This window comes from Vibrio sp. BS-M-Sm-2 (genome assembly GCF_041504345.1).
GTDB lineage: Bacteria > Pseudomonadota > Gammaproteobacteria > Enterobacterales > Vibrionaceae > Vibrio > Vibrio satsumensis.
In genome coordinates this window covers 308403-331919 of record NZ_CP167894.1, presented here as the reverse complement: position 1 = coordinate 331919, position 23517 = coordinate 308403, and the positions used below count along the sequence as shown (strand labels likewise).

Genomic DNA, 23517 nt, shown 5'->3' with positions numbered 1-23517 from the left:
TGATTGGCTGAATGGCAAATAACATAAAGTTAATAGAATAACTCCAAGGTAAAGATTGAAATGGCAAAGCGCTCTGTTGTGGTCGACATGACCTCTTATGGTATCTACTCCACATGGGATTCAAAATCTAAAGACCTTCCAAAAATCCAAGAGTTCACCACCATCGTTGATGCTGAAATCGACGTGGAGTTTGGCTATATCTTGAATATAAAAAAAGCCAAAGGCGAGAAGATTCGTTACTGCATTTATCACCCGAACATCATCACTGATAAAGGTGAGGTACTTGAACCGTTCGATGGCGAAGAGTATGTCGGCAACAATGACTGGGATTTTTACTTAGGTGACACTATTTGGGCGCCTGTCTCGAACAAGCTAGGTAAATGGCGTATGACGGTCGAGCTAAAAGGCAACATCATCGCAGATAAGACATTCGACCTAGTAGCAAAAGACGAAAGCCAGTTCTGGAAGCGTCGAGGTTTTTAGACGAAATTTCTGGTAAACGTTAGTTTTAGGCTAAACGCAAGACAATAAAAAGCCGAGTCGCACCTCATGGGGCGACTCGGCTTTTTGATATGAGCTAAATGGTAGTCTCCATCTAGCTCACAAGTAAGATTATTGTGTTACGTAAGCCACAACAAACTCAGTGATAGCAACCATGTCTTTCACTGCGATGTACTCTTCAGTGGTGTGTACTTTCGCCATACCAGTCGATAGGTTAACGGTTGTTAGACCTTTCGCATTGAAGTTGTTTGCATCACTACCGCCACCGGTGCGTTTGGTGTTTGCCGTTACGCCAAGCTTTTCGAACGCTGATTTGATCGAAAGAATATGCGGGTGATCGTCTGCAATAACGAATGCATCGTAAGCACGAGTTGATTCGATTTCTACTTCAGCGCCGAACTGCTTTGCGCTCTCTTCGAATGTCGAGATCATGTGTTCGACTTGCGCTGTTAGCTTTTCGCCGTTTAGGGAACGAGCTTCCGCAACCACTTTAAGCTCTGGCATTACGATGTTAGTCGCTTGACCGCCTTCAATAATACCAACGTTTGCTGTTGTTTCTTCATCGATACGAAGCAGGTTCATCTTAGTGATAGCGTCTGCTGCCACTTGAATCGCGCTGATGCCTTCTTCTGGTGCTAGACCAGCATGAGCAGGGCGACCTTTAATCTTAGCAACGATTTTCTGTTGGCCAGGTGCTGCATTTACGATAGTGCCGATCGGACCGCCCGTATCTAGTACAATAGCGTGCTCAGATTGAATGTAAGACATATCGAAGTTCAAAGAACCAAATAGACCACCTTCTTCGAATACTGTGAATGCAATTTCAATGGTTTTGTGTGCTAGGCCTTCAGCTTTAATTACGCGAACTGCTTCCATGATAGCTGCGATGCCAGACTTATCATCACCACCTAGAATTGTGTTGCCTTTTGAACGAATGATGCCGTCTTCGATGATTGGCTCAATGCCGATGCCTGGCGTTACAGTGTCCATGTGGCAGCTGAACACTGTGCTGCCTGGAAGAGTGCCATTAAGACGAGCGTAAATGTTGAAACCATTAGACACTTCTTCAGGAACCGCCAGTTTGTGAACTTTAAAACCTAGTTCACCGAGTTGCTCAGCTAAAGCTTCAGCAATCGCTTTTTCGTTACGAGATTCACTATCAATTTTCACTAGATCGCAGAAATGTTCTACAAGACGTTGTTCATTAATTTGGGTCATTGTTAATTCTCATTATGCTTCCGCTTGTTCTAAAGAAGCCGCGGAGGTAGGAACAGGAAAATTACTATAACGCCAATGTGATAGATGATTGTCTGAGTTAAATCAAGAAAGTTACCTGATTATTCTATTTAATGAGAAAAACACTACTCAGATCTACCAGTGCACAGGATTTTAATCTGTATATCTGTCGGGTATAATGTTTAGCCGCTTTGTAAAACGTCGATGAAATTGGAATACAATCAATAATGGCACAGATAAATGAATAGAAACAATGTGTTAGGTTCATTCCTTCTCGTCATTCTGATGAGTGTTGTGCTTGGGCTGTATTTGCTCTATCCAACTTATGACGACGATTTAAAGCATATTCGCCCTGCAAACCCGAGTGTTTATAGTCCAGAGAAAGAGTTATTACTCTCTCAATATGGATCTGCATTGATTGATATTCTCGATATATCCCGTGGTGATCCTAATCTAGCTTCCAAACAACTCGAAGCTCTGCAAGTCAAGTTCCCAAACCAAGATAAAGCCATCTATCGTGCTTACGAATTGATGATTTTGTCGAACTTCGCCCAACACAAACTGGATACCGAAGCGGTTTCCGAATACGTCAGACAGATTAAAGCACTCGCACAACACGAACATATGGGTTGGCTAAAGGCCCAATCTCTAGTTGAGTTGGCGATCGAATACATCAGTAAGGGTGAGTTAGCGGAGTCTGAAATCCAAATCAGAGCAGCGATAGATATCGCAGAATCGCTCCACTATGAAGAGTTGTTGATTAAGGCCTATAACACGGCTGGTGTCATCAACAATATCCGCAATGACTTTCCTGAAGCTCAATACTTTTTCCATAAAGGCTTAGATCTGGGCAAGAAGTACCCTCATCACATCTACAACAGCAAGTTAGTGTCTAACATGGCACTGCTTTATATCTATTTGGAAGATTGGCCTAAAGCACTTGAGCTGATTCAAAAAGCCAAAAGACTCTATTATAAGAGCGGATTACTTGAAGCGTCTACCATAGGTGTGTTGCATGTGAATGAGTCTTTTGCCTATCTGCGCAGTGGTGAGTTAGTGAAAGGCCGAGAGGCGTATCAAAGTGCTGCCAAACTCAATGGCGATAACGTGAGTGAGCGATACAAAATCATCTTGTTAAAAGCAGAGAGTGATGTGTTGTTGGCGGAAAAGAACTTTGAGTCAGCACGGCAAGTCGCAAACCTGTGCCTTAGATATCCGAGAGTGGACAGATACACACTTCAACTGGGTCAGTGTTATTTAAACAGAGCCTTAGCTAATATTGGTCTGAATCGAGACAATTTTGTCTTTGCAGATCTTAAGCGGTCGTATGCAATGTTCGACATTGTTGGCTCTCGAAGTTGGAAGGTTCTCGGTTTAAGAACACTTGCAGAATACTATGACTCGAGAGGCGACAGCGAGAACGCACTTCGCTACTTCAAACTCTACTACAAGGGTAACAAGGCACTGTTGTTTGACAAGCGTCAGAGCGATATTTTCTTGCTCGAACAAGATTTTGCTACGGCATCATTAGCTAAAGAGAATGAACTGCTAAATGCAGAGAAAGAGTTGGGTGAGCTGACCTTAGATAAGCAGCAGTTACGAAATCGAATTGTTGTCGCGTTGGGTATCATGGTGATGTTCAGCGCCGCGTTACTTTTGATAAGGTTGCGCTCCATCCAGAAGACCAACAAAGAGTTACTCAAGCAATCAACAAGATGCGAACTGACAGGCTTATACAATAGGCGTTACTTGGAACAACTGTTAACTCAGCCAATACCACACCATTTGTCGCCATTCGGGTATACGCTCGCTATTCTTGATTTGGACCGCTTCAAACAAGTTAATGACACTTATGGGCATGATATCGGCGACCAAGTGCTGGTGGAAGTCGCTAAGCGTTTGGAGAAAATATTATCAACAAATGATGTTGTGGCAAGATGGGGTGGGGAAGAGTTTGTTTTGTTGCTTGCTGGGAATCAAGAACCTGATAAAGAACTTGAGCTGATAAGGCAAGCGATCGCTGACCAACCGATTGAAACGCATTCTGGCTTACTAGAATTAACTACATCGATTGGTGCGACGACTCATCTAACGGAACAACAGTTAAATAGTCGTACCTATAAGAAACACTTAAAATCGGCAGACGACGCTTTGTATCAAGCTAAGCAGTCAGGGCGTAATAAAGTCGTTATCGTTTGAGAACCCAAACTTGGTTAATCCCCTGTAATCAGGAAACCTGAACTTCCATAACTAAGCGATAAGAGTGCTTATCTGAAATAATACAGCTATCTACTCTTATTCGCTTAATTCAGACTTTGATTTGGTGAATTATTTAGCGACACCTTGAAGCATTTCAACCAGTTCGCCTTCTGTAGAAGGTTCTCTTGCTAGTTCAATCACAGCGGAAGCGCCACCTTTTAACATGTAAGCTCGAGTTCCGCAGTGGTCATAGTGGAACCATTTGCCATCAACACATACGTCGGTATAACATCTTGGGTCTTGTTTAAGTTCCATATCAACTTCCTTATTAACATTTGCCTAACGTTTTTTAGACTAGTTGATCACAAATTCAAGTAAATTGATCTAAATCAATCTAGAGTGTAATTGATGATTTGATCATCAAAATAGGAGAGATGTGTCTAGCGCGGGAGCGAGCTCTCGGTGATTACAGCGCTCAAAGGTCGTGATTTTGGTTGGTAACTCTCGCTCTTTTGCTTGCCAGGTGGTGTATTTCTACATACGCTAGCCACTCTCTTAATCCCTATACAGACTTAATTGTGTTGGAAAATGACTAATATCTTTATCGTTGTGATTGTTCTGGTAGTGTTCTTTTACTTTATTCAAAAGTATGTAGTGAAACACGATGACACCAAAGACCATGCTTACCAGAAGAAAGGGGCGTTGATGTCGGCGCAACAGGCGACATTCTATAATGCGCTAAAATCTGCTGTGGGTAACCATGGGGAAGTGTTTGCTAAAGTCAGCATGTCGAACGTGCTTGTTCCAGCTAAGACGAATAACAAGAAGAATTGGTTTATCGCCAACAACAAGATCTCACGTAGTTACTTTGATTTTGTCGTCTGCGACCCACGAACGTTAGAACCCCGTGTGATCATCGAACTCGATAACGGTAAAGAGCTCAATAAAGGGAAAGTCGACCGCGAAAAGCTACTGATTCACGTTTGTAAATCAGCAGGCTTGCCACTGATTGGTGCATCTATTAAACACAGCTATCAAGTGAGCCGTTTGAAGAGGCTACTGGCAGCCCACATCGATTTGATCGAGCCATCAAAAGAAGTTCGATTCTGTAAGAAATGTGGCAGCCCGATGATCATCAAACTGGCAAGCCAAGGCGATTACAAAGGTCGACGATTCTTCACTTGTAGCCGCCAGCCTAACTGTACGTATACCGAGAATTACAACGTCGTGTTCGATGTAAATGAGGAATAACGTAAAGTAACACTCAATACTTAGTGTGATGTAACTCAACTTTATTTGCGTTTCACGTCTAAAAATTCAACGTATTGGTGCGAATAAGAGCAAACGGTTGATTCAAGTGTAATTTCTACTTGCGCCGCAATAAATCAGTCGTTAATATCTTCCTCGTTCTAAAGGAATGCGTCCGTAGCTCAGTTGGTTAGAGTACCGCCTTGACATGGCGGGGGTCGGTGATTCGAGTTCACTCGGACGCACCATTCCTTCTTTAGTTTTTATTGCATAACTATTGAGTTTGTCACAATGCTAGTAATAAGAAATTAGAACATCGCCCGCTTAGCTCAGTTGGTTAGAGTACTTGCATGACATGCAAGGTGTCACTGGTTCGAGTCCAGTAGCGGGCACCACATTATACAAAAGAGCCCACCTAGTGTGGGCTTTTTTGTGCCTGTAATTCCTTGTTTTATCAGGCTCTTAGCTATTTTTTGGTCCCAAGAGATCCCATGATGTGTTGTAAAATCCACCGTTTAAAGTAATCTCTGAAGTAGTCTTTTAAGATCTAAGCAATTTCGAGGTTACTTCAGGGGGTTACGATGGCGAAAAAGGTACAGCCTTTAACGGCTACTCAAATCAAACAAGCAAAGCCTAAAGAGAAAGAATATAATTTAGGTGACGGTGATGGATTATCATTGAAGATTAAGCCTATAGGAACAAAGCTATGGCGTTTTTCTTATTATCATCCCATTTCACGAAAGCGCTTGAACCTAGCCTTAGGCAAGTACCCTGACGTCTCACTAGCTAAAGCTCGAACCAAAGCTATTGAAGCTAGAGAACTACTTGCTGATGGTATTGACCCTAAAGAGCACCGTGACACTACTCTTCGAGAAAAACAGTTAGAATTGGCGAATACGTTACAGTCGGTGTTTGATGACTGGATTGAAGTGAAGAAAACAAGCGTCAAAGAGCAAACTGCTAAGAAGCTAAAGCAACGAATTGAGAAGTACCTCTTGCCTGATCTTGGTAAGTTTCCTCTTGGTGACATTACGGCACCACAAGCGATCAAAACAATTAAACCCATTGCGAATCAAGGTAAATTAGAAACAGTAGGGCGTTTGTGTCGTAACCTCAATGAGATAATGACCTTTGCAGTAAATACGGGTGTGATTGAGCACAACAAGCTAGCAGGCATTGGTAAAGCTTTTGAAACCGCCAAGGTAACCAACCAAGCTTCGTTAGCCCCAGACGAGCTTCCAGAGCTCCTCAAAACAATCAACTACGCATCCATTAAACCTATCACTCGCTGCTTGCTAGAATGGCAACTTCATACCATGACAAGGCCTGCTGAAACTGCTGGGGCACGTTGGGATGAAATTGACAGAGAAAAGATGCTTTGGGTTATTCCTGCTGAAAGAATGAAAAAGGGGAGAGTACATACTGTCCCTTTAACAAAACAAACTCTAGATCTATTAGAAACTATTGATTTCATCACAGGTGATAGTGAATACCTTTTCCCTGCAGACAAAAGTAACAAAAATCACATCAACAAAGAGACAGCAAATAAAGCATTAGTAAGAATGGGCATGAAGGGCAGGCAAACTTCTCACGGTTTACGCGCATTAGCTAGTACCACTCTAAATGAACAGAACTTTGACCCAGACATTATTGAAGCTGCACTTTCTCATGTAGATAGAGATAAGGTAAGAAGCGCATACAACCGTACTGATTACCTTGAGCGTCGTAAAGTTCTCATGGCGTGGTGGAGTGATCATATTGAAGGGGCTGCAAAGGGAAGCTTGTCGATGAGTGGTAAAAAGAGCCTGAAGGTTGTGGGTTAATAGGTATATGTAATTTGATTTCAGTAAACGTATGTTACGGTGTAATAAGTATCCTTCACTGAATTTAGAAGTCGGACAGGGCATTGGCAAAGGGTACGGTTTTTCTGTTATGCATATAACCTAAATAATTTCAGACATATGTCATTTAAGTGAAGTCCACTCACTTGTAAGGTGTCAATATGCCAAACGTAACCACTCGCTTAATTCGTCTCAATGAAGTGCTAGTAATGACTGGCTTATCAAGGTCGGGAATGTATCGCTCTATAGAAAAACAGCAGTTTCCATCACAGGTGCCAATTGGAGATAGGGCCGTCGCATGGGTCGAAAGTGAGGTTCAAGACTGGATTCTTGATAGGGTTGCTCACAGGTAACAAGTTATGTGGCGGAGAAGGTTGTCACTCTCCGCTACATATCAGTTGTATTGCCACCTAATTGATAATTACTTAATTTATCAATTGCTGAAAACGTGATGCCGGAGAAGGAAATTGCTCGCATAGTGGTAACGAATAGCAGTTACAATAAACTATTTATAAGGTCTTTGCCGTCCTACCAACCTTTTGATACGTAGTCTTGCGTCCCTGTCGTTCAATGACTTTTGTAAGGTTGCATTCTTCGCCTTCAATTCTTTTATCTCTTTTTTCAGCTCCTCAATATCCAACAGTTCTTCTAATAGTGAATCAATCGCGTGCTCTTCTCGTTCCAGTTTTGGAAGCAAAAGGTTGGCCTCGAATTTCTTGTTTTTGTTCTTTTTTATTAGGTTAACGGCAGCCACAAGCGTTTCATTCACTACGTATGTTTTAGATACTTTCAGCCGTTTAGATAGGAAGTTGAGGCACTTTTTTGCATTTGGGGATAGTAAAAATGTTGACGTTTTTTCACGCTTTGAATGACTACGCCATGCACTTCTTAACAGGTTCACCTTGTGCTTGTCTTTGTCACTAATATAGCTTTTACAGGTCCAATTATCGATGAAGTTTTGAGCAAAGTGTTCATCGGTTTGGATGTCTTTAGTGCGATTTTTTTTTGCTATTTCTTCTATCCATGTCTGTCTTTTAGCATAGCTTTTTAACCACGTTGCCATTTCTAGGTTGTCTGACTTGAACCAACTCATTCTACTTTTTAGCGATTTTTCATCCATAAAATAATACACCTATTATCCACTCTCAAATGATAGTAAATGTTTCGTGTTTAATTTTAAAACTTTATTTTAAATACGTTTTATATTTGTGATTAAGGTGGTTTTAAAGTTTGTACAGTTTTTCTATTATTACGCGCAAATAGGGTTTATATAGTGGTATCTAGGGTTGTGTCTGATGGCTGTTGTTAAGTTTTTATCTGAGATGAAGCATATTTCTCCTGAGGGAAGATACTTATTTTTAGCGATAATTTGCGAGCAAATTAACAAGAGAAACGTGTTGGCAGATATGTCGGTTTCACATCTACGTGAAAGTTTCGGCGTCTCTCATAAAGTCGTTTCTGAATTGCTTGTTTATCTTCAATATCATCACTTAGGGGAAGTGAAAAAAACAAAGCACGGGAAGCACGAATTCATTTTTGATTCAATCTATTTAGACTCATTGAAAGAGGGGGCTTTCTATCTATTCATGAAGCATTTTTTGAGGCTTTTTCACCAAAAGTTCAAACAGTTCTAAAAGGAAAAAACCTCAAACTTAGGCCCTCAAACCTTCTTTTGATCGGGATATTTATCTTCCATGCAAATGAATTGGGCTTTATTCAGTCATCCACCACTGGAAATGAAGAGCTGCTATCAGAAAGTAAGATTCGACGTTTAATGGGGGGATTAATCAGAGTCGTTTGAAATCTCAATTAGCAACACTGCGCAAAATAGGGTTTATCAAAAGAGAGGCTGGTGGAGGTGTGTGTCCGATCTACTTCGGCAAGTTTGGCAAGCGATATCAGGTTGATTTAGGCTTTTTCTCGTCGCAAGAAAGTGAAAATGCAAGGAGAGCAATACCTAACAAGGAAGCAATAAAAAACGTGAATGGCTTAATATATGAGACGCCTGAATGCTACCTGATCTATCAAACAGCAAAAGAGTGCTCTCTGAAATATGAATTTGATTTTGAACTGCCCTTCAAGCTCTCTTTTTTGATAGGTAAAAAGATCAACCTTGATAAGAGGCTTGAAAATACGAAATCTAAACTTATAACTGAGGCAGATTTCGTTGATGAGTTTGATCTGTCGCGACTAGCGTGCGATCCCTTTTTCAGAGTGGATGGGCTTACTTTAGGCATCTTGGCCAAATTAGAAGTTTTGACGGCTTTGATACTGATGAACCATTGGCAAGCATTGACCAGTGAAACGTTCGATAAGCTCGATAAGTTACTGGAGGATGATTCCGAAGTTCAGCAAGTTGTTCAAGAAGGTTCGATATTTACTCAGAAGTACCTCAAGGAGCCAAATGATTCTGTGTTATTAAAAGACGTGCATACATTTTGGAAGAATAGTTTGCTCTCTCTTTCTTCAGGGTTAGCAATGTCGTTGGCAAAAGTGATTCGAGGGCATTGTTCCCAAGGTGCTCGTCTGAACATGGTCAACTTCTTGATGCATGATTTTCAACACTACGCACCGAGAAAGGGGAAGTATCCTTCCTGTAATATTTCAGCGTCATATGTTGTTGATGGCACCTATTACGACTTAAATATCGCCAGTTCCAAATTTCATGATAGTCCAACTCTTCGAAGCGGGCGTTTACTTGATTTGGATTGTGAGAATCTATTTATAAAGGAGCATACCTATATCTATTTTGGCGAAGGTTAATGCATGACCGCTTAGTACTTAATTTCAGAGTAGCCTCAATTGCTTGAATCTAGTGTTTATTACTCAAAATTGATTGAACTGTCACGTTGACATCATTTGCGTTTGGTTAAACTTAGAATGCAATGGTTCGACAGGGGCATGTGCTGATCTCGTTATTGCGGTATGGTAATATTGCGTATATATCATTTATCAACTTACCCTTACCAAACACAATTCAATAAAGATACTTACCTCATTAAATAACCACTCCCAATCATCTTATACCAGAGACATTCACCCCAAAGGTATAATGATGAAAAAATTTAAAATAACGACCAATGATACATTCAATGGATTGCCAATCTTAAAGCTAAAAGGCGGTTTAGTTAGTAGCTATCTTGATAAGGTGTATGAGACGATTGATAAAGCCGTTACACAATATCCTCGAACGACAGCCATTAGAGTAGACTTGCGTTTAGCTAAGTCTTTATTGTTTGATGACTCTAGTGTCATAAAGAACTTTATCGCTTCGCTGGATGCTCAAATTCAAGCTGATCTCAGTCGAAAAAAAGGAGAGGTCAAACGGCTCGTAGTTGTAAGGTTCGATATGCTTGGTGTAAAGAAAGAAGCACGTCATTGAGTCACCATTACCACCTTGTCTTGTTATTGAATAAAGACGTCTACCACTCTCTTGGAAGGTTTGATCAAAAAGGCAATTTATCAGACATGATAAAGAAGGCGTGGTGTCGAGCGTTGGATATCAAAGCCAATGAAGGTGATACCTTAGTTCACTTCCCAGACAACCCTACCTATTGGTTAGAGCAAAACTCAGATAAATTCAACCAACAGGTGGATAACCTGTTTAAACGGGTCAGCTATTTGGCTAAGGTTGAGACCAAGCAATATGGGAATAGATCACGAAGTTTTGGGTGCTCTCGAACTTAAAAAAAAGAGGGCAAACCATCGCCCTCATTAATCCTTATAAACAATTAGTTTTGAGTGACGGTTTGCATTTTAATAGCCGTTATTGAACTCACTTCTTTTTCAACTGTAGTACCAGCGTCAAAGTTGATGTAGTACTCAGTAAAGATTCCACTTGGGTATTGATAGAACATCAGTTCATTATCACTGACGACGGCCATTCGTTCATTGGCATCAAGTTTAGTACCACTAGAAGCATTGATTGTCGTTGTAGCGGGTTGGTTAAGTTCAGCCTTACTGATATCAAAACGCATGAAGTTAGGCTGCGCACTATTATCATCTGCACTTGAGTACATGCAGTACAGTGAGGTTTGGCCTGCATTGGCTACGTGGCCACTAAGCGCTTTAGAGGGTTCGAGTTGTGTAATAGTTTTGGTTGTGTCATCGAACTGATATACAGAGCAATCTGAATGCATTTTATAGTCACCACGGACCACACTCATAGAGGATGGCCTGTATCCATTGGTGGTCCATAGAGCATCGGTTTGGTCTAAGGTAGTTCCATTTAATGTAAGCTCTATAAGTGCATCATCGGAATCTCGAATTGCATATAGTTTATCTGCGTATAGAAATGGAACAGACAACAGTGACGTATCGTAACTAAAGTTGTGCTCGGTACCGTCTGGCTCTAGCCACGTTAAGCTATCGCCACTCCAAGGAACAGTGACAATATCACCAGTTGATAGAATGACGTTATTTCTGAAGTAATCATCAAAGACTTTAGAAATGGTAAACGTCCCATCAACAAGTTCGGCTTTATGAAGGCTGAGTTCATTACTGTGCCTTAAGTAAATACGCGTGCTATCTCCGTTGTGGGAAAAGCGTGTGTTGGTGACCCAAGCCTCATGTTCAGCTTCGACCTTCTTATAGATAGGAACGCCGCTCTCGACCAATGGATAAAGATCACCGGTATTTTTGTCCTGTATGAGGGTGTAACTGCCTTCGTATACCACGTCATCCACGGTGACGCTGACGTTGCTCATGTTGATTGCGGAATAGGTGGTATTGAGGTCGACGATCATATCGATAGTCGGAGTCACAACGCTCTCAGCATCATCGCCTTCAAAGCTAATCGAGCTGACTTCACCATTTTCTGGGTTCTCATAAACGTAAGCACTTTGCCCGTCATCTAAAGGCATATTGAACGCGGCTGCTCTAGAGTATGCTCGATAACCAGTTAGATCGTGAGCGCGAGGCTTAAAGGTCTGAAAACCATCATTAACAACACTCATGCTTGATATTGAGCGTGTTTGGTAGCTAGGTGGGGTATTGCTATTGGATCCCCCTCCGCAAGCTGTCAGAGCGAAAGCGATAGAGCTGACGAGAGTTGTTCTTAGTAAGTTAGTATTTTGCATGATCATTCCTTGTGTGGTTGTTTGAACATTTGGCTATAAGTGTTGGTTCTCGTTTAGGTGTAATGACCTCAGATAGTGAAAATCCCTTTGGATAGGTAAACCCGAATGTACTGATGTAGATGTCTTGAATTTGATTGAGAGGGATGGCGCAAACATGGCTTTCGAATTGGTAGATCAATTGAAGGGCTTCACTCTCTAACACAAGCCCAAGCGGACAGACATACTGGAGTGTTTGTTCGCTGTTGAGATGGAGGCGAATTTCACGCTGGTAATAGATTGCTAGACAAAGCTTGTCAAAAAGAGCTTCGTCATAATTTTCTTTCTGATTTATTAACGTGTATCGAATATCAATACGTGGACCTTGGTTGTGGTCCATTAGCAAAAAGGGTGCAAATGCGCCTTGCATACTTGGTAGATAACTTTCAGGAAGTGCTGCTTTTAAACTCTCAAAAGCAAACTCAAGAAGTACAGATTCTTTAGGGCCCATGAATACATTGGGCTGGGATCTTCGATGATAGCTATAGGGCAGGGTTCTATCGTCTTTTTCAATATCTAGGTAATCCGTCAGAATATTCAAGCAGCGTTGTACGGTACGTTTCGAACGCTTAATCCCAGTACTCGCTAATCGTTCATGAATTTCACTAACTGTAACTTTTCGTTGAGTCGGTATGTGAGAGTAAATTTCAAATACTAACTCTATATGTTCGATGCGTTGTCTGTTTGGTTTAGAAGACATGGGACCACCAAAATTTAAACGTGATCAATCGCCTCATCACTAAAAAGTAATGAGCTAAAGATTCAACTTGATTAGGGATCGGCTGGTGGCCACACAGCCTGATGCGATTACTTTTTGTAGTTAATGACTAGTTTCTTAGCTAGAGGGTACTTAGCTATTTCATAATCTGGGTTTCTGGTTGCTAAGTTATGCGCCGATATTGCGGCAGCTGAAGCTAATCCAAAAATGACAGCAGGGCCTGAAGCCAAAGTTGCTGCCATCGTGGTTGAACGACCTGCTGTGTATATTCGACAAGATAGCCTTTGCTCCTCTATGAGCCGCTCAATCTTTTTCACTGCTTGAGAGAAGTTTTTTACCCGAGTTATGGTGAACGACTCTTTTCGTTGGATTAAAGCGATGAGCTCTTCATCATTGGTATGATGCAGTACATTACTTGTGGTCATTGTGAATCCTTAGTTGGGTGTCTATGAACCATCACTGATGGCATTAGGATAAGGATGGGTGAGACAAATAACGTCTCACTCAAATTGCGGATAATGATTATGTGAAATGGGCTGTATATTTGAATTTAAATGACCTCGGGAAAGGCCATTATTTATCCTTTGCTGCTTCTAGAATTTCACTCAGTAGATAACCTCTGTTCATCAACTCAATAGTGGCTAAGAGCCGTTTTAGGTGAGCCGAAGAAAGGTGTTGAACGAATTCAAACAGTTCGTGATCTGAGCTTTGCTCTACCTCCTTTTTAAAATGCTGATACTGTTCATTAAGGTAATGACAACTCGCGAGAGCGACTCTGATGAGAGCTTTTGTAAGCTGCTCTTTCAAAGGGGGAATATTGGGCATGGTTGGTATCACTTATCGGTAATGTCGTGATAAGTCGTGGGGTGGGAGTTAATGATGAAAAGTCATTCAGGCCTTGCTACATATAGGGTTAGCTCTCTCCGAAGCACGACTTTTGATGGCTGTAGTGGTCCGGTGCCTTTGTATCGTGACATAGACCCGGACGGGTTGTTCTTTCATCACGAAGTGATAGATATAGAGTCAAACGCTTCCATATCGATGTAGTTTAAGAAGTTACCCTGCCAAAGCTCGAACATCTCTACAGCGGAATAGTTACCCTTGATAGGACTCCATCCCCCGAATTCTGTAAAGAACGCTTGGTCTCGAAAATCAAAGTCTAGACATCGCGCCAATTCTGGATACACATTCCCAACGTAAGCAAAATCAGTGATGTATTCGACATTCCATTGACCACTGGAGATCTGTGTCATCGCGATTTCAACAGGGTGAAATCCACCAGCTTCTGAGCTGTATGAACTATCTCGAAAGTTGAACGTCAGGTAAGTACTTTGAGCTATTGACTCACTCTGGGTTAATTGTTGTTGAAAATGGTTGTTTAACAGTGCGTGAAGTTTGTCTGACACAGGTAAACTTGATGGGTGAAAGAGCAGAGTAGACATACTGATGCCTCCTTGAATTTACGTGAAAGAGTGGGGTGATTGGTTAGCCTTAGCGGACTTGAGTGAGTTGTATGTCATCGAAGACATGCTGAGTTAAATGTTCATGGAAAGCGCACATCCAGGCTTGAAACACTTTTGTTGTGACAGGGTGGCTCAGGCTCGCTGCCCCTGCATCTGGTTGATAGCACCAGTGATTAAGTAGGTGGAAATAAAGATACACATCGAGCGAGTCGGTGGCTTTGTCTTGATAAGTAAAATTGGCCACGAAAACCAAATTCCAATCAGAGCGTGAATTCTCCCGCTTTAACTGAATTTCTACAGGGGCGACCCCTTCCTTTGTTTTGTAGTAGCTTGTATTTCGGCAGTTGAGTGCAATGCGTGTCGTGTCTTTAGGAATCGAGTAGCGAGCGATGGTTTGCTCTAACTGCTGGTGGAGTTTGCTATTGAGGGTGATGTCACCATAGTGTTTCTCAATCATAACCAGCCCCTTTCCGCAAACGACGTGCATTGTTCTCCGACCACAATATGATCCAAAACTCGAACATCAATAAGCGCCAAAGCGTCTTTCAATCTCGTTGTGATGCGCCTGTCTGATTGGGAAGGCTCAGGATCGCCTGATGGATGGTTATGAGCAAAGATAACCGCTGCCGCATTGGCCTTCAGAGCAGTCTTTACTACCTCCCTTGGATAGACGCTTGCTGCATCAATCGTCCCTTGAAACAACTCCTCAAACTCAATTAATCGGTGTTGGTTATCTAGCAACATGACAGCGAACACTTCGCGTTCACTGCCGCCTATCTTAAATCGCAAATAGTCTCGGGTAGCTTGTGGATTGGTAAATACATCTCCTCGTACATAACGCTCTTCTAATATCTCTGCTGCTTTTTCTAGAACGCGATGTTCATGCTCTTGCTGTGAGAGTAGTGGTGGTGAAAGTGTTCTCATTTTGGTTCTCCTTTAATCAGGCTTTAGGTCATTCACTTTAATGACATATACCTCAAAAAGGTTTGAATCAGAGTAAGCCAAGCCAGCCTCATTTTTTTTAACACTATCTCCTTATCCCATGAGGACTACAGGCATAGGAGAACGTCCCATGAGATTTTTAAAGCTAAAAGAAGTGATTGAGAAAACTGCATTAAGCCGCTCGGCGATCTACAGAAAAATGGACGAGGGTGATTTTCCTGTATCGGTAAGCTTGGGAGATAGGGCTGTCGCTTGGGTAGAAGAAGAGGTGAATAACTGGATGGAAATGCGCTTGGCTCAAAGACCAAGCCATTAAGACTGAATCAACGCTAAGACACAAATTAGGGCCTTACCAAAATGGTAGGCCAAAACTTGAACAGAGGAACAAGACTATGAACGAAGAAAACTGTGCAATCTATATCGGTATCGCAACATCAAAAGGAAATGCATCAAACCTACAGGGTGGGGTTGGTATCAGTGTTTATAACTATGATGAGCAGCTTGTTGACGAAAGTAATTGGTCGATAGGTGGGACTACGGATAGCTCAGAGTTAGAACTTATCGCTTTAATAGAAGCGATCGCTTATGCCAAGGATGGAGACTGTTTATATTCTAACAGTGAGTATTGTGTGAAAGGGGTCAATGAATGGTTAGATAACTGGAAAGAGAAAGGGTGGCGAAAATCAGATAAGAAGCCAGTAGCGAATAGTCATTTGTGGAAGAGAATCGATAAGCTTCTTGCGAGTAAGTTTGTTGAAGTAAGGCGTGCACATAAGGTCTGGGGCTTTGAACAGATGGGGAGAGCGGGGGAGATGGCTAGGGAGGTGCTCTAAGTACATATTGTTGATTAGATAAAGGTAATGTCTAGGTCCGTAGTGTAGGTATGGCGATGTCTGACTGTCTTTCAGACCATTAGTCTGCTTTTTGACCTTAAACGATCTAGACACGTCATATGCTTTTAAATATTTTCTCTCCAATCACCTCGCCGATTTTTATAGTCCTGATTATTAAGATGTAACTGTCTTAATCAACCAGGAGCTATACCATGACGAAATCTAAGAAACCTTTAACGCAAACTGATGTTCGCCGCATACAGTCAACCACGGCGAAAGCCAATGGAGGCAAAATTCCTAAAGGCAGCTTTGCAGCCAAAGCTCAGAGTGTCGTAGATAAGCGTTCTAAATAACTAATTTTGGCATAGGGTCGGTTTACGGCCCTATGAAGGAGTTTATATGCGAAAAATGAGCAAAGATAAGGATATCAATAAGTTTGTACTTTCATTACTTAAATTGAGCTGTTGGACAGCTGTCCGTGGTACAAAACATATTGCATTGTTATCACCTTTAGGTAAACGTATAACCATACCTTCCACTCCCAGTGACCGACGGGCTTACATTAACTTCAAGAAAGACATTTTAAGGATAATCAGCAATGAAGCTGCTTCACAAAAAACGAGCTAAGCCGTATCCAACTATTCAGTGTTTACTTCGCGAAGTCGCTATTGCATTTGACGTAAAAACAGCTAGTGACGAAGGTGACAGCAGGCGTGCAGCGAAGCAACTTGATGATAGCTGAAAAGTAGAAGAACTAAGCATCGACAAGTATCACGCGATATTGTCGTTGAATATTCTGAACCCAATAAGATCAAATTTTGATGACGAGATATCTGCGAGAGTAGAAAACTTTTTGGTTAACTTACTCAAACGTTACGCTCATTGGATGAAAAACTATCCGTTGGACGGTCTTTCTGTTGAACAGGCTAATCAACTGTTTGGGCGCACACAGTTTTTTGAAAATCTTGTCCTGAACTGCTTTCTGAATGAAGAGGAAGAAGGAAAAGCCCTCTGTCTGCCAGATAGCACGGAGCTAACCTTATCTAATCCGGATATGCTTCCATTACTTCAAAGCTGTTTCGATGATAAGGATATGAAGGACCGTCTACGAACGTGGTGGAATGGAACTGAATTACCTTCTTTTCGTTATGTGATGAGAATGGACAGCGCAGCTGATCACGCTTTATCGGAGGAATCATGGAGAATGATAAAGTGGGGTATCATTAGCTCGCGTTTTGTTCGCTATATACAATCAAGTTCGACGTTTACTAACGTATCATTTTCACATGCAGAAGCCTTTCTGGACGCTAACAGGAATGGTTGTACAAATAATCATGAGTTCTACGAACAGATCAGTTCATTGAAACAGTGGTACGAGGCAGTCAGTCATACTTCAAAGTCTTTGGCTGACAATGACGAGTTTGAAAAGCGGTTAACAAGCTTGGAGCTGACGATGGAAGGATTTCCTAGCGAGATAGAGGCTTATCATTATCTATTTTGGTACAAAGCTAGGCATTCGATTTTGTCTGGGAAGCTAACCGAAGCGAACGAGTACTATCAGCAAGCGTTTACAGCGGCTTTGTATCGGGATCATTCAAATGCAGTGCTAGGAGAGATCATCAAGGAGTCGTTGTTGGTCTCCGCTCATCAAACTAGGCCAGATTTGGTTTTTCTCAAAAGATTAAAAACGGCACAGGTCTACTTTTTTAATGAACTGATGCCAGCAAAGTACCAAGAAGAAGATTCAGGAAAATACCAGGTTCTAGCTAACAACGAAGTGGAGGCTTATCGCACTGAATTTAAGCGCTATTTCCCTGATGAACATTGTTACCCAGGAATTAAATGGTCGGTATACAAGCAAAAAGTCGGTTATGTTCTAGAAGATATCGACTCTTCCGATCACGCCGACTCTAAGCGAAAGAAAATTGAAATTGGTCTGGAAGGGGGAGCTAAGCGAAAGACGACACCACTTATCTATGCTTGTTTAAATAACGACGTTGAGAAAGTTGAAGAGCTGCTTAATTCAGGAGCAAGCGTTAATGCTCTTTCGGAAGGGGGCGAGTCCCCGCTATTGATTGCTTTAGCGAATATTGATTTTAGTGAGCCGACGTCTCTACTTGACGACTCAATTTTCAATCTTGTCTCAGAGTATGCGCACAGTGAGAAAACTCTAAATACAGTCTCTACACGAAAAATGAGCTTTCCTTTGTTTGCAGCGGTTGAGAGTGGTCGTCCAGACGTAGTGAAAAAGCTGCTATCGATGAACAAGGAAATCACTATCGATCTGAAGGGGAGCATTGAATATCAAACGCCGCTGTATGCATGTTTGGGTATGCTGGCAATGACCAAGAATCCTAAGCAGTTTAGGGAAAAACTTATGGCGGTGCCAAGTGAAGAGGCAGTGAACCAACTTAGGCCCTTATTCGTAGGGATGAATTCACCATTCAACGCAGAATTAAGTTCTCATTTGAGCGCTCAACAGCTGGACCCCAAGTTTCTTGCTGTTATGGACGCTATATTTGAATATGTTCAGGCACGGTTTCCCAAGACTTCATCTGTGCGTCACATTGCTAGAATCCTATTAAATGCTGGTGCGAATCCAAACGTTGAAGTTGTTAAAAATGGCATGCGTTACACGCCATTAATGTTGGCTTCAGAACTTAATGAGCTAAAACTGTTCAAAAAAATGATTGAACACGGTGGGGATTGGAAAAAAACGTATACGGTACCGGTTGGCACATCTTTCTCTAAAAGAGCTATTGATTGTTTAGATATCGCGGAACACTTCGAGGCAGGTGATGTGAAACGGTATATAGAAAACAACCTAACTGGAAATCAGGTGGGTTAAGAGGGCGTAGACTATTTGTAGAAGGCATTATAGATAAAATTAGAGCAGTTTGTAATGAATGTGATTAGATCGTTTAGCTGATTGATTTAAATGCGAATATCTGGTTGTAACTGTTCACGAAAATCGTGTTGCTCTGACGTTATGGCGGCTTCCAAGGTCTGAGTAATGCCCAGTCGCTCTGGAAGCTGCCGTTAATTTATTGTGTTCGAGAACTGATTAACTTAATTTTTAAACCCGAGAGTAGTTACTCGAGAACACTTATACGGTGACTATCAATGATTCATAACTTTGGATGGGGAGTGATACAGCATTTTCCTTTTCTAAGCATTTAACGACACCGTCGACATCCACATCATTGAATATTGTTTTATTGGTGCTAGATATATCAATAACAAGGTGCCCGTTGTCATTTTCTGTTTTGCCTTTAAACAACAGTATTCGTTCCAGAGATATGTCGTTCAAGCTTTCTTGATTACCAACTAACTCCAGTATATCGCAGTAGCCGTTAAACTTAGGAAATAAGACGATAGATCCGAACACGTATTCGTCAAAGTGGTTACTATGACTGGCTTTTTCAACTCTTCTATTGCTACGAAGACGGTGCCTTAATCCACTGGGAGAGCTGCTTGGACTGTCTTGGATCTTTTCTTCTGACATCAAATCAATACGAGATTTAAACCCAGCAATTATCATTTCGTCTTCAGTAGACTTAGGCTGACGAACTTCCCAGTTTTTGGCATAACTCTTTTTCATTAATTGATTACGATATTGATGAGTTTTATACGATATATTTTTACAACTATATGAAGAAAATGAATCGGTTAGGAAGCGACCGTATTCAGCAGAAGCTATAAATTGTGAAAATAGCCCCTCAGCTGAGGTGTTGAGTTCAATTTGATGTTCCTCATTTCCTAAATCTATATCGTCTAGAAGCTCATCTTGTAGAACGGGTACGAAAACCTGATTGGTAAGAAAAATGTTTTTTATATCAAAAGATAAGTCCTGTTTAATCCAAGCCTGAGTGCGGGGTGATAGCGTAAATTGTTGTTTTGACCAATTTAATACATCATCTTCGTTTGGCATCATTCGTACTATATCTTTGAAAAACAAAAGCCCCGTAGAGTGCCAATGTTCAACTCGAACTATAGTGTTTGTTTCTAACTCGTCCCAAAATAGACTAGGTGTTGAAGATGTACAGATATCTTCAGAAACAGGCAACCCGCAAAAGTGAGATGATGGACGATTTTTCTTCTTGATGGGGATAAAATCTAGTAGAGATAAGTAATTATTATGGTAGTTGGCTTCAGGGTGAATGTTTGAAGTTAAGAGAAAAAGCTTCATTGAGTAAGAAGGCGTTTGTAGGTTTCGTTTGTATTCTCTAACCTTTTCGAGTGCTTTTAATGGGGTTTGATAAACTTCGCTATTAAACTTTAGACGATCAGAAGCATTCGATAACTGGCAATTAAAGGCGTCATAATGTTTGAGGGCATTGTCGAGCATAAAACTATTGTTAGCCAAGTGCTGACGGTATTTTTCTTTCCATAGCTCTGTAGTAAAACCACATTTATTAATAGCTATGAGTGCGAGTTCTACCTTATGCAGCGATGCTATCACTTGCTCTTCGACTTCCTCATAGAAGGACTTGTTGTGCTCAAATGCAAGCTCTTTGTTTTTATCTTCGTCGAACACGAGCTCGTTGTTGGATATTGAGAGAGAAGGGCAGTCAAAGCAATTAAAGCCAACTGTTATCTTTGTTTGTAATTTCTCTGCCGAAGTTTCGTCGGTCTGATAATTATCGAATGCTAATTGAATATTTTCTGTTGTAGAAGAAGACAGCTCGGCTCCATATATGGATAAGTGATTCTTAGGTTTCTGGTGCCAATATTTTAGCTTACTCAAGCTGTCAGTTAGCGCTTGAATCCCTTCGTTCAATTCTACGTAATGGTGTACGGACTCTTCCCATTTCAAGGTCAGGCTTTGTTTGAATTCGTATTCTGCTAGCTTCGAGTTGAGTTGAAGACTTTGTTCTTCTAAGTGCTCTTGTGTTTTACTGATGTCGATAGATTTTTGTGCCAGCATAATGGCAATGATTGCTCCTGCCGCTGTAATTGGAAGCCCAAGTAGGAGGTTCCACAGTCCAGTTATACTGGATAATTTCTCCTCTATTGTTGCCGTCGAATAGGAACTACTAATATAAAGAGTAAATAAAACAGCTATCACTGAAACGAAAAAGAACAGTGAAAAACCTCGGATCAGATTGTTGGTTATCTTTCTATTACTAGCCATAGTTCTACTTTTCCAATATCTAAGATATCTATTTATTGTTTGACCTATCTTAGAAAGAAAGTGTAATGATATAAATTGCGGCACATTTCACTAAATGCTAGTTATGGCTTGAGCATTCGCCGTTAGGAGAGTGACTCAAAAAGTACTAACCACTAATTAGGAGTCTTTCCTAAAGATGTGTTTTCGATGATACTGCAAAAAATGATCATGCTGGGGGAAGCACCAACGAAGCTTCATAGTGGGTGAAATATTCAGTTTTTCGACGTCATTTGATGTTAATTGTGGTGATAACATAATCAGCCCATCACGATCAAAAGATATGTAGCCTTTATCAAAAGCAGTATCTAAGTTTGGGGTAAGCAATAATCCATTTGTCATATCTATCGCTTCGGATGCGGAGCAGTCACGCCAAGGTTTGATGTGGGATGCAACAAGAAAATCCGTGTTATCGAATCCTGTCACCGAACAACTTGTCCAATGGTGAATGAGCCGAGATCGAAATAGTCCTTGCCCGATACGCGCTTGAATGGTTATCTCTCTATCTTTTTCTGACAAAGTATCGAGCTGAGCCTGCATCATTTCTAAATCTGTTATTACGTTGTTTGGAGCGATAGGAGTGACCCATTTTAACTCTTCTAGAGCTTCTGCCACCTGATCTTTTAATACCCACGTGAAGTGACCATTGATATTTGTTTCATCAGCCGCTGTACAAATGGTATATGTCCAAATAGGTACTCCATTTTTTTGCTGTTCAGGTGTGTGCTGGAGGATAAGGCTTAGCTCATGAGCAAAGCTGCCGTACTGCTCATTACCCGTCATGTAATTTTCGTACCCTGCAGCTTTAGCTAATTGAATAGCTGTTATTTTCCTGTCTTCGGCTCGATAGTTTGCCTTCAGCATTTTAATACCGTTCTGTATTTTTTTTGAGGAGCTTGTAGAAAGCTCCTTAAGCGCTTGTGCAATTTTTGTTGAGTTGTGTGTCATGGTCGACCTCTTTGTTTTATTCGCTATCGATATCATGGTCAATGCCCCCTAAATTGGATGATTTATCAACATGGCCTGTAGAGTCATTTGAGATACTCATTGGGGTCTATATAGAGGTTAGTATGCTTGTCCTCATTAGCTTAGAAAATGACAGGTTTTATGACATCAGCGAGGGCGACCGGGAGAAGGGTGAGTGAGTTAGTGTGTTCTTATTGAAAGTGATACCAAAAAGTCGGGTTCTAATTGCTAGCACAGACAGGTGATGTTCCATCTAGAACATCACCAATCTTATCGGGCTGTCTCGAACGAACCTTGATTTATATAGGTAGACTTTCGTCAAAGTGAGCAGTCAATTGATAGGCTTCTGGTTGTTCTTTTAGCAGCTTTTGGTCTTGTATGACGCCCATACGTCGCAAGTAATAACTGACTAAAGCTCCACGAGTTACTATTTCCATCTTCTTGTTTTTCATAGCGTAGTCGTCAGCAACAACAACTTGTTGTTGCTCAGACAAGTAAGGATTAGGTGTAATCGTTAACTTAACTTAACTTGATGGTTCCAGTTGTCATCATGTTCTCGCATTTTTGGTGACTTATCCATTAAGTCAGGTTCGTTCCTAAAGCGACTTAACACGAAATCTCGAAATCCATTTTTCTCTTCACAATATGCTCTTACATGCCACCTGATCCCATCATAGACTAAGCTGTGAGGCGCAATAATTCGACCTCGAACCTCAGGTGTAGAGAGTGATACATAGTCAATATCGACGCGAAGGTTAGCCCTTGCTGCCGCGATTAATCCTCGAACAATGCTTGGTGATATAGCCCTTTCAGGAACGTTCAATACGGTCGATTGAGCTTCCCCCCAATTAAAGAACTCGAAGGTCTCTTCTTGGTTATATTGCTGATGAAGCATAAGTAGATACTCATGAGCAGTCCCTTTAGTAAATGAAGGCTTAAAGTTGTCTGCTGGCCTATAGCCTTTAATTGTCCTATCGAGTATCAATTGACCTTGGTCAGTTAAGCTAATGTACTTGTTGATATCCCTAGAAGCCTGTTGTCGCCCTATGTGAAAAGCATCACATAGGTGATTTGTCGTCAGTCGACCCTCCCAAAGAGCAATGATCTCAATTAGTCGAAATCGTACCTGTTGGTCCCATTTGATATCTGCTTGACTCATGTTCGTGCTCATAAATGTTACATGTTGATGTATACAGTATATACATGTAGTAAAAAAGTACATATATTTATTGTGGATATTGAGAAGGGCAGGAAGAGTCAGGAATCTTTACTGTGAGAGAGTCGAT

The 23517-nt window shown here is 41.3% G+C and carries 24 protein-coding genes, 2 tRNA genes and 1 pseudogene; 15 read left to right on the top strand and 12 right to left on the bottom strand.

The annotated features are described in order from the left end of the window. Positions 1-60: 60 nt before the first annotated feature. Entirely contained in the window at positions 61-483 is a 423-nt protein-coding gene (locus AB8613_RS01430; protein ID WP_372384290.1) for a DUF3859 domain-containing protein, read from the top strand. Between the two features lie 129 nt (positions 484-612). Here the strand turns inward: AB8613_RS01430 and AB8613_RS01425 are convergent, their stop codons facing one another. Further along, positions 613-1719: a M20/M25/M40 family metallo-hydrolase gene (locus AB8613_RS01425; protein ID WP_372384289.1), complete on the bottom strand. Its 1107-nt coding sequence runs from the start codon at positions 1717-1719 to the stop codon at positions 613-615. A gap of 258 nt (positions 1720-1977) precedes the next feature. Between AB8613_RS01425 and AB8613_RS01420 the strand changes: the two genes are divergently transcribed. Further along, positions 1978-3936, top strand: a complete 1959-nt coding sequence (locus tag AB8613_RS01420) for a diguanylate cyclase (RefSeq protein WP_372384288.1) — start codon at positions 1978-1980, stop codon at positions 3934-3936. Positions 3937-4065: 129 nt separating this feature from the next. On the opposite strand, the gene AB8613_RS01415 is transcribed toward AB8613_RS01420, so the two are convergent. Beyond that, on the bottom strand, positions 4066-4251 hold the full coding sequence (locus AB8613_RS01415) for a hypothetical protein (protein WP_048658547.1): 186 nt from the start codon (positions 4249-4251) through the stop codon (positions 4066-4068). A 273-nt stretch (positions 4252-4524) separates the two neighbouring features. Here AB8613_RS01415 and AB8613_RS01410 point away from each other — a divergent pair, with 273 nt between their 5' ends. The 5 genes from AB8613_RS01410 to AB8613_RS01390 all read left to right on the top strand — a co-directional run bounded on the left by AB8613_RS01410 (position 4525) and on the right by AB8613_RS01390 (position 7378). Next, positions 4525-5187 (top strand): DUF2726 domain-containing protein, encoded by a 663-nt coding sequence (locus AB8613_RS01410; RefSeq protein ID WP_372384287.1) that lies wholly within the window; start codon positions 4525-4527, stop codon positions 5185-5187. Between the two features lie 168 nt (positions 5188-5355). Continuing rightward, positions 5356-5432: transfer RNA gene (locus AB8613_RS01405), tRNA-Val, on the top strand. Positions 5433-5502: 70 nt separating this feature from the next. Continuing rightward, positions 5503-5579, top strand: a tRNA-Val gene (locus tag AB8613_RS01400). A gap of 186 nt (positions 5580-5765) precedes the next feature. Beyond that, the gene (locus AB8613_RS01395; RefSeq protein WP_372384286.1) at positions 5766-7007 is read left to right on the top strand and encodes an integrase domain-containing protein; all 1242 of its coding nucleotides are present in this window, start codon (positions 5766-5768) and stop codon (positions 7005-7007) included. A gap of 179 nt (positions 7008-7186) precedes the next feature. Continuing rightward, entirely contained in the window at positions 7187-7378 is a 192-nt protein-coding gene (locus AB8613_RS01390; RefSeq protein ID WP_004734946.1) for an AlpA family transcriptional regulator, read from the top strand. A 152-nt stretch (positions 7379-7530) separates the two neighbouring features. Here the strand turns inward: AB8613_RS01390 and AB8613_RS01385 are convergent, their stop codons facing one another. Continuing rightward, positions 7531-8145 (bottom strand): hypothetical protein, encoded by a 615-nt coding sequence (locus tag AB8613_RS01385; RefSeq protein ID WP_372384285.1) that lies wholly within the window; start codon positions 8143-8145, stop codon positions 7531-7533. A gap of 175 nt (positions 8146-8320) precedes the next feature. Here AB8613_RS01385 and AB8613_RS01380 point away from each other — a divergent pair, with 175 nt between their 5' ends. From AB8613_RS01380 to AB8613_RS01370, 3 genes and pseudogenes are all read left to right on the top strand, one after another. Further along, the gene (locus AB8613_RS01380) at positions 8321-8659 is read left to right on the top strand and encodes a hypothetical protein (protein WP_372384284.1); all 339 of its coding nucleotides are present in this window, start codon (positions 8321-8323) and stop codon (positions 8657-8659) included. 163 nt (positions 8660-8822) lie between these two features. Continuing rightward, complete coding sequence (locus AB8613_RS01375) at positions 8823-9788, top strand: hypothetical protein (protein ID WP_372384283.1); 966 nt, start codon at positions 8823-8825, stop codon at positions 9786-9788. 289 nt (positions 9789-10077) lie between these two features. Beyond that, positions 10078-10712, top strand: a pseudogene (locus tag AB8613_RS01370) (inovirus Gp2 family protein). A 44-nt stretch (positions 10713-10756) separates the two neighbouring features. Here AB8613_RS01370 and AB8613_RS01365 read toward each other — a convergent pair. The 6 genes from AB8613_RS01365 to radC all read right to left on the bottom strand — a co-directional run bounded on the left by AB8613_RS01365 (position 10757) and on the right by radC (position 15244). Then, the gene (locus AB8613_RS01365) at positions 10757-12103 is read right to left on the bottom strand and encodes a hypothetical protein (RefSeq protein ID WP_372384282.1); all 1347 of its coding nucleotides are present in this window, start codon (positions 12101-12103) and stop codon (positions 10757-10759) included. Further along, positions 12090-12839, bottom strand: a complete 750-nt coding sequence (locus tag AB8613_RS01360) for a hypothetical protein (protein WP_372384280.1) — start codon at positions 12837-12839, stop codon at positions 12090-12092. Before AB8613_RS01360 ends, AB8613_RS01365 begins: the two co-directional genes overlap by 14 nt. A 107-nt stretch (positions 12840-12946) precedes the next feature. Next, complete coding sequence (locus tag AB8613_RS01355; RefSeq protein ID WP_099166899.1) at positions 12947-13282, bottom strand: hypothetical protein; 336 nt, start codon at positions 13280-13282, stop codon at positions 12947-12949. 576 nt (positions 13283-13858) lie between these two features. Further along, on the bottom strand, positions 13859-14299 hold the full coding sequence (locus AB8613_RS01350) for a DUF2787 domain-containing protein (protein WP_372384279.1): 441 nt from the start codon (positions 14297-14299) through the stop codon (positions 13859-13861). Positions 14300-14348: 49 nt separating this feature from the next. Beyond that, a complete protein-coding gene (locus AB8613_RS01345; protein WP_065678384.1) occupies positions 14349-14777 on the bottom strand; it encodes a DUF2787 domain-containing protein in 429 nt (142 codons plus the stop codon). Beyond that, positions 14774-15244: a DNA repair protein RadC gene (radC, locus tag AB8613_RS01340; RefSeq protein ID WP_372384278.1), complete on the bottom strand. Its 471-nt coding sequence runs from the start codon at positions 15242-15244 to the stop codon at positions 14774-14776. Before radC ends, AB8613_RS01345 begins: the two co-directional genes overlap by 4 nt. A 148-nt stretch (positions 15245-15392) precedes the next feature. Between radC and AB8613_RS01335 the strand changes: the two genes are divergently transcribed. The 5 genes from AB8613_RS01335 to AB8613_RS01315 all read left to right on the top strand — a co-directional run bounded on the left by AB8613_RS01335 (position 15393) and on the right by AB8613_RS01315 (position 18943). Beyond that, positions 15393-15578 carry an AlpA family transcriptional regulator gene (locus AB8613_RS01335; RefSeq protein WP_065103595.1) on the top strand — a complete coding sequence of 62 codons (186 nt, stop codon included), beginning with the start codon at positions 15393-15395 and terminating at the stop codon, positions 15576-15578. A 76-nt stretch (positions 15579-15654) separates the two neighbouring features. Further along, complete coding sequence (locus AB8613_RS01330) at positions 15655-16095, top strand: RNase H family protein (protein WP_065112420.1); 441 nt, start codon at positions 15655-15657, stop codon at positions 16093-16095. 212 nt (positions 16096-16307) lie between these two features. Continuing rightward, the gene (locus AB8613_RS01325) at positions 16308-16448 is read left to right on the top strand and encodes a hypothetical protein (protein ID WP_017083504.1); all 141 of its coding nucleotides are present in this window, start codon (positions 16308-16310) and stop codon (positions 16446-16448) included. A gap of 245 nt (positions 16449-16693) precedes the next feature. Further along, on the top strand, positions 16694-16837 hold the full coding sequence (locus tag AB8613_RS01320) for a hypothetical protein (RefSeq protein ID WP_372384277.1): 144 nt from the start codon (positions 16694-16696) through the stop codon (positions 16835-16837). A gap of 45 nt (positions 16838-16882) precedes the next feature. Beyond that, on the top strand, positions 16883-18943 hold the full coding sequence (locus tag AB8613_RS01315) for an ankyrin repeat domain-containing protein (RefSeq protein WP_372384276.1): 2061 nt from the start codon (positions 16883-16885) through the stop codon (positions 18941-18943). A 258-nt stretch (positions 18944-19201) separates the two neighbouring features. On the opposite strand, the gene AB8613_RS01310 is transcribed toward AB8613_RS01315, so the two are convergent. The 3 genes from AB8613_RS01310 to AB8613_RS01300 form a co-directional block, all read right to left on the bottom strand. After that, positions 19202-21229, bottom strand: a complete 2028-nt coding sequence (locus AB8613_RS01310) for a hypothetical protein (protein ID WP_372384275.1) — start codon at positions 21227-21229, stop codon at positions 19202-19204. Between the two features lie 156 nt (positions 21230-21385). After that, positions 21386-22213, bottom strand: a complete 828-nt coding sequence (locus tag AB8613_RS01305) for an HNH endonuclease (RefSeq protein ID WP_065100345.1) — start codon at positions 22211-22213, stop codon at positions 21386-21388. Between the two features lie 532 nt (positions 22214-22745). Beyond that, a complete protein-coding gene (locus AB8613_RS01300; RefSeq protein ID WP_372384274.1) occupies positions 22746-23390 on the bottom strand; it encodes a WYL domain-containing protein in 645 nt (214 codons plus the stop codon). Between the last annotated feature and the right edge of the window lie 127 nt (positions 23391-23517).

Excerpts from the sequence above, each read along its gene's own strand:
- AB8613_RS01430 (WP_372384290.1), top strand. The coding sequence starts at position 61 with ATGGCAAAGCGCTCTGTTGTGGTCGACATGACCTCTTATGGTATCTAC.
- AB8613_RS01425 (WP_372384289.1), bottom strand. The coding sequence starts at position 1,719 with ATGACCCAAATTAATGAACAACGTCTTGTAGAACATTTCTGCGATCTA.
- AB8613_RS01420 (WP_372384288.1), top strand. The coding sequence starts at position 1,978 with ATGAATAGAAACAATGTGTTAGGTTCATTCCTTCTCGTCATTCTGATG.
- AB8613_RS01415 (WP_048658547.1), bottom strand. The coding sequence starts at position 4,251 with ATGGAACTTAAACAAGACCCAAGATGTTATACCGACGTATGTGTTGAT.
- AB8613_RS01410 (WP_372384287.1), top strand. The coding sequence starts at position 4,525 with ATGACTAATATCTTTATCGTTGTGATTGTTCTGGTAGTGTTCTTTTAC.
- AB8613_RS01395 (WP_372384286.1), top strand. The coding sequence starts at position 5,766 with ATGGCGAAAAAGGTACAGCCTTTAACGGCTACTCAAATCAAACAAGCA.
- AB8613_RS01390 (WP_004734946.1), top strand. The coding sequence starts at position 7,187 with ATGCCAAACGTAACCACTCGCTTAATTCGTCTCAATGAAGTGCTAGTA.
- AB8613_RS01385 (WP_372384285.1), bottom strand. The coding sequence starts at position 8,145 with ATGGATGAAAAATCGCTAAAAAGTAGAATGAGTTGGTTCAAGTCAGAC.
- AB8613_RS01380 (WP_372384284.1), top strand. The coding sequence starts at position 8,321 with ATGGCTGTTGTTAAGTTTTTATCTGAGATGAAGCATATTTCTCCTGAG.
- AB8613_RS01365 (WP_372384282.1), bottom strand. The coding sequence starts at position 12,103 with ATGCAAAATACTAACTTACTAAGAACAACTCTCGTCAGCTCTATCGCT.
- AB8613_RS01360 (WP_372384280.1), bottom strand. The coding sequence starts at position 12,839 with ATGTCTTCTAAACCAAACAGACAACGCATCGAACATATAGAGTTAGTA.
- AB8613_RS01355 (WP_099166899.1), bottom strand. The coding sequence starts at position 13,282 with ATGACCACAAGTAATGTACTGCATCATACCAATGATGAAGAGCTCATC.
- AB8613_RS01350 (WP_372384279.1), bottom strand. The coding sequence starts at position 14,299 with ATGTCTACTCTGCTCTTTCACCCATCAAGTTTACCTGTGTCAGACAAA.
- AB8613_RS01345 (WP_065678384.1), bottom strand. The coding sequence starts at position 14,777 with ATGATTGAGAAACACTATGGTGACATCACCCTCAATAGCAAACTCCAC.
- radC (WP_372384278.1), bottom strand. The coding sequence starts at position 15,244 with ATGAGAACACTTTCACCACCACTACTCTCACAGCAAGAGCATGAACAT.
- AB8613_RS01335 (WP_065103595.1), top strand. The coding sequence starts at position 15,393 with ATGAGATTTTTAAAGCTAAAAGAAGTGATTGAGAAAACTGCATTAAGC.
- AB8613_RS01330 (WP_065112420.1), top strand. The coding sequence starts at position 15,655 with ATGAACGAAGAAAACTGTGCAATCTATATCGGTATCGCAACATCAAAA.
- AB8613_RS01325 (WP_017083504.1), top strand. The coding sequence starts at position 16,308 with ATGACGAAATCTAAGAAACCTTTAACGCAAACTGATGTTCGCCGCATA.
- AB8613_RS01320 (WP_372384277.1), top strand. The coding sequence starts at position 16,694 with ATGAAGCTGCTTCACAAAAAACGAGCTAAGCCGTATCCAACTATTCAG.
- AB8613_RS01310 (WP_372384275.1), bottom strand. The coding sequence starts at position 21,229 with ATGGCTAGTAATAGAAAGATAACCAACAATCTGATCCGAGGTTTTTCA.
- AB8613_RS01305 (WP_065100345.1), bottom strand. The coding sequence starts at position 22,213 with ATGACACACAACTCAACAAAAATTGCACAAGCGCTTAAGGAGCTTTCT.
- AB8613_RS01300 (WP_372384274.1), bottom strand. The coding sequence starts at position 23,390 with ATGAGTCAAGCAGATATCAAATGGGACCAACAGGTACGATTTCGACTA.